Consider the following 12777-nt stretch of genomic DNA (forward strand, 5'->3'; position numbering starts at 1 on the left):
CGCGGCTCTTTCGATCGCTTCGGAATTCCCCGGGAATTTCGATCCACTCGGGGTGGAATCTCTGGTCGCCGAATTGCTTACGCCCGGTGGCGTAGAGGATTCCGGGTTCACGCAATTGTCCGGGGCGTCGGCGGTGCTGGTGCTGGAGGCCCGGGCGACTTCGGCGTCGGTGGGCTTGCTGCGCGGTATCGGTCGACTGACGATCGGCGAGTTGTCCCGGGGTGCCGGGGCGGCGGCCGATCGGCTGGAGGCGGCGGGGATAGCCGGGCCGGACTGGAGTTCGCGGGTTGTCGCGCCGTTGCGTGCACTCGAATTCACTCGCTCCGCTGCCGGGCATGTCGCCGTGCTGATGGTCAGTTTCGAACGTGGCGGCGCGATTCATGGATTCCTGGTGTGCGTGAATCTTCGCGACGGCGGTGTCGTGGAACGAATATTGCTGCTCACGGCTGACGAGTCGGGTGTCGAGCGGCAACTGACGGGAGTGGGTTTGCCGGGCGTCACGCAGCGACTCTCGGGGGAGGAGGTTTGCCACGAGCTCGAGTCGGCGCTCGATCGCCGGGCGCGACGAGATCGGGCGGATCTGCACCGGGACATCGGCTCGGTCACGGGGGAGGAGTTCGACGATCCGTCCTATGCCGTCGCGGCGACGATACTGCGCGCGCATCTGCGGGCGAGTGGGCTGAGAGGTGGAATTGCGGTTGGCGGCCTTGGGTGAAAGTGCAAGTCCGGGATGAAGATTCGTCACGCAACTTGCGGGCAATGGGTCAATTCGGGCGGATGGGTGAAAGTTGGATGTTGTTAAGGGAATTGGGGGGTTGGGGGGTGGGTGGGGTGCGAGAATCGGGCGATGAGGGGCGGCGCCACGCCTGCGGTGGTGGAGGTTCGGTCCACGCCGGAGGTTTCGCAGCAGGAGACGTTCGAGGAGTGGGAGGCGGCGGTCGCGGCGGCCTATGTCCCACTGGTCGTCACACCGGTGCGGGCGGGGGAATTCCGGGCGCGAATAGTGCAGTCCCGCTTCGACGGGATCGATGTGTCGATGGTGACGGCCAGCGGGCAGCATCTGAGCCGGATTCCACGCCTGCTCCATCAGCCCGAGGAACCGATCCTGTTCGCCAGTGTGACCACCCATGGGCACGGCTGGCTGGAGCAGGACGGGCGGGTGGGCGAGCTGGCCGACGGCGGGCTCACCCTGCACGTGAGTTCGCGGCCCTTCAGCGCCCATTTCGAGCAGTCCTGGGGCGTGGTGGCGGTGCAGGTGCCGCTGGCGGAGGTGGTGGGCGCCTCGGGGGTGCCCTCGGACCGGATGCCGACCGCGGTGCGGTTCCCACCGGAGGGCGCGGCCGGCATCGTCGGGCGGTTCTTCTGCGGACTGGCGCAATTGCAGTACAGCGCACCGGATCAGGCGGCGGAACTGGCCAGGCACGGCACCGGACTGCTGGCGTCGGTGGTTCAGCTGGCCGCGGGGGACCTGCCGCGCGACGAGCCCGCGCGGGCGCTGGCCAAGCAGCGGGCGCTGGGCTACATCCAGCGCAACTACGCCGATCCGGAGCTCACCATCGATCAGGTGGCCGGGGCCTGCGCGGTGTCGCGCCGCACGCTCTACCGCCTGTTCGAGCAGGGCGAGGACGGGGTGGCGGCGATGTTGCGGCGGATGCGCGTGGAGCGTGCCGTCGCGCTCATCCGCACCGATCCCACCCGCCCGCTGCTGTCGGTGGCCCGCGCGTCGGGGTTTGTCTCGGAGCGGCAGTTCTATCGGGCCTTCAAACGCGAAACCGGTATGACGCCTGGCGAATTCCGGACGCATCATGCCTGATCAGACAGTGAAACGAGGGTGACGCTAATTGGCAGTGATCTGGCACGGGCGGGCAGTCACATGGCGGCCATGGCTCGCAATACTGGACGTGCGCCGCCCGGTCGCCGCCTCGAGCCGCCGACGACCGGGCAGGCGGCCTCTCGCTTCCCGGCGCACTGTGCGCAATCTCTCAGAACGACCCACCGCAATCCTGCTGCGCGGCAGGTGATCTGCGAGCCCGATCGCGAAAAATCCGGGCAATTGGTCTGTTTCGTCGCATCCGTCGGCTTCATTCGCAGTTTGCCAGCGGCTCGGTAGTGGAATGATGGCGGAGTGGGTACCGCCTCCACTGCCAGCGCCGAAGTCCGCACGACATCGGAAATCTCCGCGCGGCAGGCATTCGAACAGTGGGAGGCGATCGTTGCCGACGCCGTGCTGCCCTCGATCATCGAGCCGCTGCGCCAGGGCCACTGGTACGGCAAGGTCCGCTCCACCTCGTTCGACCGCTCCAGCCTCACCCTGATGACCTCCAGCGCCCAGCGCGTGGTGCGCAGCAAGCGCCAACTCGAACAGGCCAGCGCGGACTTCCTGCTGGTGAATATTGTTGTCGAGGGCGCGAACTGGACCGAGCAGAACGGCCGCCTCGCCGCGGGTGGCGCGGGGACCATCGCCTTCTACGACAGTGCCCGCGCGATCGAGAGCCGTACCACCGAGAACGCGGTATCCACCATCGTGCGCGCCCCCATGGCCGCGGTGCTGGAGCACGCCGGGATCCCGCGCGACGAATTACCGATCGCCAGGGCGATTCCCGCGACGGGCGCCATGGGCGTGGTGACCGATTTCTTCCGTGGCATGGCGTCGCTGCCCGTCAAGGAATCCAACCTCGCCGCGGACGTGCTGGAATCCCATGTCACGGCGATGCTCTCGTCGGCGGTACTGCTGGCCAACGGGCAGACCTCCCCGGCTCCGGCGGATTCGCTCTACACCCGGCAGCAGGTACTGGCGGTGCTGCGCAAGCGCTACACCGATCCGGACCTCACCGTCGACGAGGTGGCGCACGCCTGCCTGGTCTCGCGCCGCACGCTGTATCGGGTGTGCGAGGACATCGGCGGCCCGGCCGCGCTGGTGCGCCGGATGCGGGTCGAGCACGCCCGCAGGCTCCTTCGCGCCGACCCGAACCGGCCGTTGTCGGCGATTGCCGCGGCTTCCGGATTTGCGACCGATCGACATTTCTACCGGGCATTTCGGCAGGAAACCGGCGTGACGCCCGGTCAATTTCGGTCACAACTGGACGCAGGCACGCGCGGTCTGTAGCTCGGCACGGTACGTCGCTGTGAGCGGCACACGTTCGGCGAAGGGTGATTGCACAGATCATCCGATCCGTCGAAGGAGCCGAGGTGCCGACGAAGGTGCGAGTCGCGGCCGTCCAAGCCGAACCACGATGGCTGGATCTGCGCGCGGGTGTCCAGCAGGCCATCGAGTTGATCGAGGACGCGGCCGCGGGCGGTGCGCAGTTGGTGGCCTTCCCGGAGACCTTCCTGCCCGGGTACCCGTGGTGGTTGTGGCTGGACTCGGTGAGCTGGGGTCAGGGCTTCTTCGCCCGCTATCGCACGAATTCGATGACGGTGGGCCGCACCGAGTTCCGCCGTCTCGCCGATGCCGCGCGCCGGCACCGGATTCATGTGCTGCTCGGCTTCAGCGAACGCTGTGGCAGCGCGCTCTACATGTCGCAGTGCCTCATCGACGATCGAGGGGTACTGCTCGGAGTCCGTCGCAAGCCCGAGCTCACGCCGCTGGAGCACAAGATCTTCCGGTCCGGCGAGCCCGGTGATTCGCAGGTCTTCCGTACCGGCATCGGCCGCATCGCGGTGCAGGGCGGCTCCGAGCAGTTGCATCTGCCCGCGCGGCGCGAGTTGGAACGCACCGGCGCGCAGATCCATGTGGTCTCGTGGCCGGGTTTCATCGTCGCCCGGGACGTGGATTGGGGTGTGCGCGTGAACAATGCGGCCACCCTCTGGTACGCGGTGGTCGGGCAGTTGAACGTGATTGCGGCGTGTGCGGTGATGGACGTGGCGGGCAGTGAGAGCCGCCGCGGCAGCGAGCCCGCCAAGCAGCTGGTGCGCGGGCCGGGCGGGCACGCGCGCATCTTCGCGCCGGGCGGCGAGGAGCTGGCGTCGCCGCTGAGCGGGCACGAACAAGGTTTGCTGTACGCCGATCTGGAGCTGGACCTGAGCTTCGAGTCTGCCGCCTGAGGGTTGTTTCCGACGGGCCGGGCATCGATCCGGCCCATTGGCTCCCTATCCCGCGATCTGACACACTCACCCGAGTATTCGGCCGTACATGGCCGTCCATTGTCGTCGAGGGATGGGGAGTGGAAGCGTCAGACGCGGTCAATCGGATCGAGGTTCGGTCCGGACCGGAGCAGTCACCGGCGGAGGCGTTCGAGCGGTGGGAAGCGCAGGTGACGGCCGCCTATGTGCCATTGGCTGTTTCACCAATACCGACCGGTCGCTTTCGTGGTTATATCGAACACGCACGATACGACGAGCTGGATCTTTCGGTAATCGGTTCCACCCCACAGGTGATCCAGCGCACCGATTCACTCATCCAGCGCAGCAACGAGGAGTACCTGCTCGCCAGCATTCCCACCCAGGGCACCGCCCGGCTGCATCAGGACGGTCGCGTCGCCGATGTCAGCCCGGGTGGAATTGTCTTCTACGACAGCACTCGTCCCTACCACTGGGACGCGCACCAGGAGTTCGAGCAAGTCGTCGTGCAGGTTCCGCTGAGCCGGTTGCAGGAACGATATGGGTTGGACAGCAAGGAGATTCCAACCGCGACCATCTTTTCTCCCGACACCGCGCCGGGAATAGTCGCGCAATTCTTCCGCGGTGTCGCGGCATTGCAGCGCACCGATCCGACCGGGGCGGCGATCCTGGCCGAACCCGGCATGGACCTGATGGCGGCCGCGGTCACCGCGGCGGCCGGGCGCATGCCGCGCGACCAGTCGGCGGACGCGCTGAACCGGCAGCGGGTGCTGGCCTTCATGCGCAGTCACTGCGCCGATCCGGACCTCGGAGTGGACCGAATCGCGGAGGGCTGCAGTATGTCCCGGCGTACGCTCTATCGGGTATTCGGTGAGTTCGAAGGCGGCCCCGGAACTGTGTTGCGGCGCATGCGAATCGAACGTGCTTGCGATCTGTTGCGTAATGCGCCGCAGTTGCCGCTTTCGGCGGTCGCCAAAGCCGCGGGATTCCTGACCGAACGGAGTTTCTACCGAAGCTTCCGTCTGGAAATGGGGACAACTCCAGGGTCATTTCGCGCAATGGCATGATCAGTCGGTCATTCGGCACTCATCGCCCTTGTACGGCCCGAAACTCATGGGCGAGCATCACGTTTCATGAGGGATAAGCGATGAGGATTACGGTGCGAGTCGCCGCCGTCCAGGCCGAACCCAGCTGGCTGCGGCTGTCCGACGGAGTCGAGCAGGTCGTCGAACTGGTCGAAGCGGCCGCGATGCGAGGTGCTCGGCTGATCGCATTCCCGGAGGCGTTTCTCCCGGGATATCCGTGGTGGCGCTGGATTGATACGAATCAGTGGAATGTCGAATATTCGACCCGCTGCCGCGAGAATTCGATGACGCGGGATGGCGCGGAAATGCGCGCGATCACCGCCGCGGCTGCCGCGAACGGCATTCATGTCGTCCTCGGATTCGGGGAACGGCAGGAGCGGCGAATCTATCTGTCACAGGCGGTAATAGACGATTCCGGTGAGTTGCTGTCGGTACGCCGCAAAGCCGGACTCAACAGCATCGAACGCAAGATTTTCGCCTCCGGAACCCCGAATCTGCCCGCGGTGCACCACACCCCGATCGGCAAGTACGGCGCGCTGTCCGGCCAGGAGAATCAGCGCCCGCTGCTCACCCGGGCACTGCGCGCCGACGAGGAACAGATCCACGTGGCCGCCTGGCCCGCCAACCCCGCCGCCGACGCGAGTGGACCGGATTCGCCCACCACGGTGAGCCGCATGTACGCCCTCGAGGTCGGCGCCTTCGTCCTCGCGCCCACCGCCGTCATCGGACCGGCCGCCTGGGGCGGCATGCCCCGCCCCCATACCACCACCCCCACCGGCAGCGCCCACATCTACGCCGCCGACGGCTCCGAAGTGGTAACCCCCCTCCCGGAGGGCGAGGACGGCATCCTCTACGCCGACCTCGAGATCGGCACCGCCAACGCCAATGGCACCCAATGTGAATCCACCCGAGCCCCGCGCGAGCGCAAAGACGCACCCCCCGCCCGCCGCGGCTCCCGCCGCGCCGCCGCCGGCTGGCAGTCCGGCCCCGACCGCTGGGCCCTCCCCATGTCCCTGGTGAGCTACCCCGGCGGCATCACCGCCTGCTAACTACGGACGAGGCGGGCGATGGCGTCTGTCGCCTCTTTGATCTTGGCTTCGGCCTCGGGGCCGCCGGCTACGGCCGCGTCGACGACGCAGTGGCTGATGTGGTCTTCGAGGAGACCCATGGCTACGGCTTGCAGGGCCTTGGTCATGGCGGACACCTGGGTCAGGATGTCGATGCAGTACTTCTCTTCTTCGACCATGCGTTGCAGGCCGCGGGCCTGGCCTTCGATGCGGCGCAGGCGCTTGAGGTAGTCGTCCTTGGCGGTGATGTAGCCGTGGGATGCGTGGCTGTCGTGGCAGGACGGGTCGGCCGTGGTCTCTGCCGTGGCGGTCTTGTCGTCGGTCACCTGCTTGTCCTGTCTCCGAGGCGCTAATACCCCCCTAGGGTACATCGTTCGCCCTGACCCCACCACTTATGCCCGCATGCGCAAGAATCGTGGCCATGAGTTCGGATGCACGGGCGACCCTCGCCATTATCGGAGGCAGTGGGTTCTACGACTTCTTCGGCGACGACGCCACCACCGTCGAGGTCGAGACCCCCTACGGCGCGCCGAGCGCGCCCATCACCATCGGTCAGGTGGAAGGGCGCGCGGTCGCGTTCCTGCCCCGGCACGGCCGCAAGCACGAGTTCTCCCCGCACACCGTGCCCTATCGCGCCAATATGTGGGCCCTGCGCTCGCTGGGCGTGCGCCGCATCTTCGGCCCGTGTGCCGTGGGCAGCCTGCGCGCCGACTGGGGTCCGGGCACCGTGGCCGTGCCGGACCAGCTGGTGGACCGTACTTCCGGCCGCCCGCAGACCTTCTACGACACCGGCGGCGTGCACGTCTCCTTCGCCGACCCGTACTGCGGCGAACTGCGCACCGCCGCAATCGCTTCGCTCGGCGAGGAACTGCCCTCGCACGACCACGGCACCATGGTCGTGGTGGAGGGCCCGCGCTTCTCCACCCGCGCCGAGAGCCGCTGGTTCGCGGGCCAGGGCTGGGAGCTGGTCAATATGACCGGCCACCCGGAGGCCGTGCTCGCCCGTGAACTCGAAATGTGCTACTCCGCAATCGCTCTGGTCACCGATCTGGATGCCGGGCTGGAGTCGGGTGCGGGCGTCAGCGCCGCCGACGTGTTCGCCGAGTTCGAGCGCAATCTGGTGCCGTTCAAGGCGCTGGTGCGCCGCGCCGTCGCCGCCGTCGAGGGCGACGAGACCTGCGACAACTGCCGCGTGCTGACCGGCACCGGTGTGCAACTGCCGTTCGAACTGCCGTAAAGGCCTTCCGAGCCGGTTCTGATCGGCTCAGCCGTGGATCGCCGCCCGAGCGACCGGGGCACGACACTGTGCCCCGCGGTGCGCCATTGCACCTGCTCGCGGCGGCATCTCCGGGATATCTGCTTCGCCCGGAATGCCCATCAACAAATAGGTATTCGGGTTACGGGCACCGTTGGATGTGAGCGTGTTCGTGCGGTCGCCTAGGCTGGGCGTATGAATGCGGGCGGTTCGGAACCCCTGCGCGTCCTGCTGACCGGTGCGGCCGGTTATCTGGGCTCCCATGTCCACCGTGCCCTGCAGGCGGCGGGGCACGAGGTGATCGGCGCGGATCTGCTGCTCGAGGCCGTGCACGGGCCGAATCCCGTTGTCCCCGAAGGGGTTCGCCGACTCGATATTCGGGACCAGGACGCACTGGATCCGCTGCTCGACGGCATCGACGTGGTCTGCCACCTGGCCGCCGCGGTGCCGCTGCCGCGCTCGCTCGCACCCGTTGAGGCCGCGCCGTCGACCGCGTCGAATACCGGTGCGCAGCAAGAATTCCCGCGCTCGAACATGGGGGAGCACGGTCCCGGGCGGGCCGGGCGGCGCGACGAGTCCGGCGGTCCGGGAACCGGGCCCTGCGTACGCGCGCCACTCGGGTCGGGTCGGCCGGGCGGTGAGCGGCCCGGTCTGGACGGCATGCAGTGGGCCGCGCTCTATGCCAGCCACAATGACGCGGGCACGGCCGTGCTGCTGGCGGCAATGGAACGCACGGGCGTGCGACGGCTGGTGCTCGGGTCCTCGGTCGCGGTGTACGGGGAGGGCCGGTATCGAGGCGCTCGGGGCGGGATCTTCTATCCGGGGCTGCGGCGACGCCGGGATCTGGACCGCGGCATGTTCGATCATCGAGAGCTGCGATCCGGCGATGTGCTGACCTGGGAGCCGATGGGGGAGGACGCGCCACTGCGCCCCCGCAGTGCCTATGCGGCAAGCAAAGTCGCGCAGGAGCATTACGGGTTGGCCTGGGTGGCCAATACCGGTGGGAACGCGACCGTGCTGCGGTACCACCATCTCTACGGCGAGCCGGTGGCGGACGGGCGGCGGGTGCGTTCGGCGGAATCCGGTGTGGTGTCCCGGTTTCGGGCGGAGTTGATCGCGGGACGGCCGCCACGGGTGTTCGAAGACGGCGGGCAGGTCAGGGATTTCGTGCACGTGCGGGATGCCGCGGTCGCGACGGTGGCGGCGGTGGAGCGTTCGCTGCCCGGGTTCGTGCCGTTGAATATCGCTTCGGGGCGGCCGCTCACGCTGTGGGAGGTGGCCTCGATCATGGCCAAGGCGGTGGACGGGCCGACGCCGGTGGTGACCGGGCAATGCCGGGTGACCGATATCCGTCATGTCGTCGCGCATCCGGATCGGGCCCGGCAGGCCCTGGAGTTCACCGCCCGCACCCAGCCCGGCAAGGGACTGGCCGAGTACGCCGCGCGCGGGGTCGGGCGGCGCTGAGCCTTGCGGGTGCCCGCCGCCGCGTCGGATTAGGCTCGCGGCATGGACAATCCGCTCCGGCTCGAGGTCATTGTCGCCAGTGTGCGTCCGAAGCGCTTCGCGCCGGTGGTCGCGGACTGGTTCCTGCGGCAGGCGCGGGCCGATGCGGATTTCGAGGTGGGCGTCATCGACCTGATCGATACCCCGCTACCGCTGGATCTGACCGAGACCGATGCGGTGCGGGCCTTCCAGCAGCGCATCGACGCCGCGGACGCGTTCGTCGCGATCACCTCCGAGTACAACCACGGCTATCCGGCTTCCCTGAAGACGGCCCTGGACAGCGCCAAGCGCGAATGGCGCGGCAAGCCGATCGGTTTCGTCAGCTACGGCGGTCTGTCCGGTGGCCTGCGCGCGGTCGAGCAGTTGCGGCAGGTGGTCGCCGAGATCCACATGGTGTCGGTGCGCGAATCCGTGAGTTTCCATGAGGCCAAGCGGAAGTTCGATGCCGCCGGGGAGACCACGGACGGCGCGGCCATCGACGCCTCGGCCCGCATGCTGCGTCAACTGTCCTGGTGGGCAACGGCTTTGCGGACTGCCCGGGCCGCCGACCCGTATCCGGGTAGCTAGCGCGCGAAAGCCTGTGCCGCGCGCGGTGTTCCGATGTAGGTGGCTTCGCGCGGAATGGAGACCAGCGTCAGCGGCACCTCGGTGCTCCCGGTGCGCAGGATGATGCGGTTCCCGGTGGCGCCGGGCTGCAGGATGGTCAGGTCGGGCCGGAGGCCGGGCCAGCCGAGCGGATCGCCGGTGAGATAGAGCGTGGTGATGCCCGCGTGTGGCGCGGGCGCGAGCAGCCCGTCGACCACGGTGGCGGTGAAATCCGCGTCGGACTGGTGGGTTTCGACCGCGAGGGCCAATCGTTCCGGATTGCCGATGGTGGTGACCAGCTGCTGCCACGCCTCGGGCCGGTCGGTGCGGATCAGCACCCGCTCCCCGACGGCGAGCGCCCGGAAGATCAGCTGCTGGGCGAGATACAGTTCGCCCGCCACGAACACGCTCGAAATGCCCTGCCCGACAAGGCGGATGGCGACGCCGTTGCCGTCCTCGTCGGAGCCCAGCAGCTGTCCGCAGCCCGCCGACGGCAGCTGCAGCGCGTCGATGCCGTCGATCTCGCGGATCTCGGTGGGGACCGTGTCGTCCAGGCCCGGCACGGCGAACGGCAGATGCGCGAGCAGCCCCTCCCGGTGGCGGCCGTTCATCGAGATCATGTGCTGCTGCACCGGTTCCTCCGGCAGCTCCCGGGCGGTGAGCCGCCAGGCCGCGCCGATCCGCACGGTGTCGGCGCTGCGGCCCGGGCGCAGCCGCACGGCCACGGTGGTGCCGCGCGAGGCGGGCACCCACAGCTGGGCGAGCAGGTCGGCGGCGAGCTGCCCCGGATCCACGGCCGCGCCGATGTTCACGCTGTTGCCGAGTTCGGTGTAGCGCCAATGTTGGGTCAGCGCACCGGGATCCACGCCCGCGGTGACCTGCAGGGCGGCCTGGCGGATCTCGGGTGCGGTGAGCAGCCGGGCCGTGCAGTCACCGTCCTCGAGGGTGCGCACGATGCGCTCGGTGGCGACGGTGACGGCCCGGCACGCGCCGTCGAGGCCGCCGCCGCGTCGCGCCGCGGCGTCGGGGCACAGCAGCGGGTCGAACGCGATGGCCAGCCAGACGGTGCGGTGCGCGGTGGCGGGCAGCGGCCCGAGCAGGGATTCGTAGATCGCGCCCGCGGGTGTGCCCGAGCGGCTGCGGAAGCCGTGCGAGACGACGTCGATGCCCGCCAGCAGGATGTCGTGCTGGGCCAGGCTTTTCGCGAGTTCGGGCAGCGGCAGCAGGTGCGTGGACTGAACGGTGGAGCGGCCGAGCCGGGTCAGCCCGCCCTTGGGCGCGAGCAGTTCGACGACCGCGACCACGCGGCTGCCGTCCCGGTAGAGCCCGAGGGAACGGCCGTCGGGCGCGCGGAAGTCGATGATGTCGGCGGGCGGATGGGCGCGGCGCGCGCGGAAGCGGCCGCGGGTGGCGATCCAGTCCGAAACGGTTCGTTTGCCGAGCGGTAACAGGAGAACCAGACCGACCACTATTCCGACGGCGAGCGCACCCCACCAGGACAATCCACACAGCATTGCGAGAACCAGGACGACCAGTCCGACCACCTGGGCGCAGACCAGGCTCCGGAACGAGATCCGGCCCAGCAGCGGCCGCCCCGCCGCCACCCCGGAATCGATCGTCGTCATCGGTCCCCGGCTCCCCGATATCGGCCCGTGCCGTGGCCGAGTGCGAATAAAGGTCCTGGTAAATGTACTGTGTTCGGCGAACGCAACGACTGCCGGGGACACGGATGCCTTCCAAACCCACGACCCGATGGCAGGTGAGCGGATATCGCTTCCTGGTCCGTCGCATGGAACACGCGCTGGTCCGCAGGGATGTGCGAATGCTGCACGATCCCATGCGGTCCCAGTCCCGCGCGTTCACGGCCGGACTGATCCTCGCGTGTGTCGCGCTGGCGGGTTGCGGAGTGTTGGCTCTGCTGCGGCCGCAGGACAAGATCGGGTCCAACAAGATCCTCATCGGCAAGGACACCGGCGCGGTCTACGTGGTCCTCGACAATGTGGTGCATCCCGCCCTGAACATCGCCTCGGCACGGCTGGCCGCCGGGGATGCCGCCAAGCCCGCGACGGTCAAGGAATCCGAGCTGGCCAAGAAGCCGCGCGGCCAGTTGATCGGCATTCCGGGCGCGCCGACCTCGCTGAACTTCGACGGCGGCAACGGCCGCACCTGGACGGTGTGCGACGCGCTGTCCAACGACGGCAGCCGCAATCTCACCACCTCGGTGCTGGTGGGTGATCTGACCTTGGCGGACAAGGCATCCGCGATGGGGTCCGGCAAGGCGCTGCTGGTGCAGGGCCGCGACCACACGTACCTGGTCTACGACAACGAGCGTGCCCAGATCGACCTCAACGACCGGGCGGTGGCCGACGCCCTGGATCTGCGCGGCCGCACCCCGCGGCCGATCAGCGAGGGCCTGCTCAATGCCATTCCCGAGGTGCTGCCGCTGGTCGCGCCGCGCATCGACAATGCCGGTGCCGCACCGGGTTACCCGCTCGGCGACCACCGCATCGGGGATGTCGTCCAGGTGCGCACGGACAGCAAGTTCTACGTCGTGCTGCCCGACGGTCTGCAGGCCGTCTCGCCGCTGACGGCCGACATCATTCGCAATACCTACCGGTCGACGGCCGCCGACAACTACATCGCGCAGGCCGACCGCACCAGCGCGCCGGTGTCCTCGGCCCTACAGATCGCCAACTATCCCGACCATGCGCCGGACCTGGTCGACGGCAAGGATCAGCCCATCGACTGCCTGTCCTGGAAACCACTGAGCTCCGCCGACACCTCCGACGGCAGCAAGCACGCCGAACTGGCCGTGCTCACCGGGCACGCCATGCCGATTCCCGACCGCGCCAAGCTGGTTCCGCTGGCCCAGGCCGACGGCAGCGGGCCGAATGTGGACAGCTTCTATATGAAGCCCGGTGCGGGGGCGTACGTGCAGTCCACCGGTATCGAATCCGACAGTCAGCGCCACGACAGCCTGTTCTTCGTGTCCGACTACGGTGTTCGCTTCGGCATCAAGAACCTGGACTCCGCCAAGGCGCTGGGCATGGATCCGCAGAAGGTGCGACCCGAGCCCGCGCCCTGGCCGATCCTCGGATTGCTTGCGCCCGGACCGACTTTGAGCCGCGAGGCCGCCATGGTCGCCCACGACGGGGTGGCACCGGATCCGAATCCGGCCAAGGAACCGGTGCGAACCCAAAGCCCCGGCGCGAATTGAGCCCTC

At 68.4% G+C, this 12777-nt stretch carries 12 protein-coding genes; 10 read left to right on the plus strand and 2 right to left on the minus strand.

The features are described from left to right. The first annotated feature begins 52 nt into the window (after nt 1-52). The 6 genes from ACYVN4_RS42560 to ACYVN4_RS42585 all read left to right on the plus strand — a co-directional run bounded on the left by ACYVN4_RS42560 (nt 53) and on the right by ACYVN4_RS42585 (nt 6193). Entirely contained in the window at nt 53-715 is a 663-nt protein-coding gene (locus ACYVN4_RS42560) for a hypothetical protein (RefSeq protein WP_460729538.1), read from the plus strand. Nucleotides 716-847: 132 nt separating this feature from the next. Further along, complete coding sequence (locus ACYVN4_RS42565) at nt 848-1813, plus strand: helix-turn-helix domain-containing protein (protein WP_460729540.1); 966 nt, start codon at nt 848-850, stop codon at nt 1811-1813. Nucleotides 1814-2125: 312 nt separating this feature from the next. Next, on the plus strand, nt 2126-3106 hold the full coding sequence (locus ACYVN4_RS42570; protein ID WP_460729542.1) for an AraC family transcriptional regulator: 981 nt from the start codon (nt 2126-2128) through the stop codon (nt 3104-3106). Between the two features lie 83 nt (nt 3107-3189). Then, on the plus strand, nt 3190-4044 hold the full coding sequence (locus tag ACYVN4_RS42575) for a nitrilase-related carbon-nitrogen hydrolase (protein WP_460729544.1): 855 nt from the start codon (nt 3190-3192) through the stop codon (nt 4042-4044). Between the two features lie 119 nt (nt 4045-4163). Then, a complete protein-coding gene (locus ACYVN4_RS42580; RefSeq protein ID WP_460729547.1) occupies nt 4164-5126 on the plus strand; it encodes an AraC-like ligand-binding domain-containing protein in 963 nt (320 codons plus the stop codon). An 80-nt stretch (nt 5127-5206) separates the two neighbouring features. Next, nucleotides 5207-6193, plus strand: a complete 987-nt coding sequence (locus tag ACYVN4_RS42585; protein WP_460729549.1) for a nitrilase-related carbon-nitrogen hydrolase — start codon at nt 5207-5209, stop codon at nt 6191-6193. Here ACYVN4_RS42585 and ACYVN4_RS42590 read toward each other — a convergent pair. Beyond that, nucleotides 6190-6537 (minus strand): metal-sensitive transcriptional regulator, encoded by a 348-nt coding sequence (locus tag ACYVN4_RS42590; protein WP_460729551.1) that lies wholly within the window; start codon nt 6535-6537, stop codon nt 6190-6192. The genes ACYVN4_RS42585 and ACYVN4_RS42590 overlap by 4 nt on opposite strands. Nucleotides 6538-6632: 95 nt before the next feature. Here ACYVN4_RS42590 and ACYVN4_RS42595 point away from each other — a divergent pair, with 95 nt between their 5' ends. The 3 genes from ACYVN4_RS42595 to ACYVN4_RS42605 all read left to right on the plus strand — a co-directional run bounded on the left by ACYVN4_RS42595 (nt 6633) and on the right by ACYVN4_RS42605 (nt 9536). After that, the gene (locus ACYVN4_RS42595; RefSeq protein WP_460729552.1) at nt 6633-7448 is read left to right on the plus strand and encodes an S-methyl-5'-thioadenosine phosphorylase; all 816 of its coding nucleotides are present in this window, start codon (nt 6633-6635) and stop codon (nt 7446-7448) included. A gap of 213 nt (nt 7449-7661) precedes the next feature. After that, the gene (locus ACYVN4_RS42600) at nt 7662-8930 is read left to right on the plus strand and encodes an NAD-dependent epimerase/dehydratase family protein (protein ID WP_460729554.1); all 1269 of its coding nucleotides are present in this window, start codon (nt 7662-7664) and stop codon (nt 8928-8930) included. Between the two features lie 42 nt (nt 8931-8972). After that, a complete protein-coding gene (locus ACYVN4_RS42605) occupies nt 8973-9536 on the plus strand; it encodes an NADPH-dependent FMN reductase (protein WP_460729556.1) in 564 nt (187 codons plus the stop codon). On the opposite strand, the gene eccE is transcribed toward ACYVN4_RS42605, so the two are convergent. Next, a complete protein-coding gene (eccE, locus tag ACYVN4_RS42610) occupies nt 9533-11179 on the minus strand; it encodes a type VII secretion protein EccE (protein WP_460729558.1) in 1647 nt (548 codons plus the stop codon). The genes ACYVN4_RS42605 and eccE overlap by 4 nt on opposite strands. A gap of 104 nt (nt 11180-11283) precedes the next feature. On the opposite strand from eccE, the gene eccB reads away from it, so the two are divergent. Continuing rightward, complete coding sequence (gene eccB / locus ACYVN4_RS42615) at nt 11284-12771, plus strand: type VII secretion protein EccB (RefSeq protein WP_460729560.1); 1488 nt, start codon at nt 11284-11286, stop codon at nt 12769-12771. Nucleotides 12772-12777 lie beyond the last annotated feature (6 nt).

This window comes from Nocardia heshunensis, from assembly GCF_054782115.1.

Coding starts and splice junctions, on each gene's coding strand:
- ACYVN4_RS42565 (WP_460729540.1), top strand. CDS start 848: ATGAGGGGCGGCGCCACGCCTGCGGTGGTGGAGGTTCGGTCCACGCCG.
- ACYVN4_RS42585 (WP_460729549.1), top strand. CDS start 5,207: ATGAGGATTACGGTGCGAGTCGCCGCCGTCCAGGCCGAACCCAGCTGG.
- ACYVN4_RS42595 (WP_460729552.1), top strand. CDS start 6,633: ATGAGTTCGGATGCACGGGCGACCCTCGCCATTATCGGAGGCAGTGGG.
- ACYVN4_RS42600 (WP_460729554.1), top strand. CDS start 7,662: ATGAATGCGGGCGGTTCGGAACCCCTGCGCGTCCTGCTGACCGGTGCG.
- ACYVN4_RS42605 (WP_460729556.1), top strand. CDS start 8,973: ATGGACAATCCGCTCCGGCTCGAGGTCATTGTCGCCAGTGTGCGTCCG.
- eccE (WP_460729558.1), bottom strand. CDS start 11,179: ATGACGACGATCGATTCCGGGGTGGCGGCGGGGCGGCCGCTGCTGGGC.
- eccB (WP_460729560.1), top strand. CDS start 11,284: ATGCCTTCCAAACCCACGACCCGATGGCAGGTGAGCGGATATCGCTTC.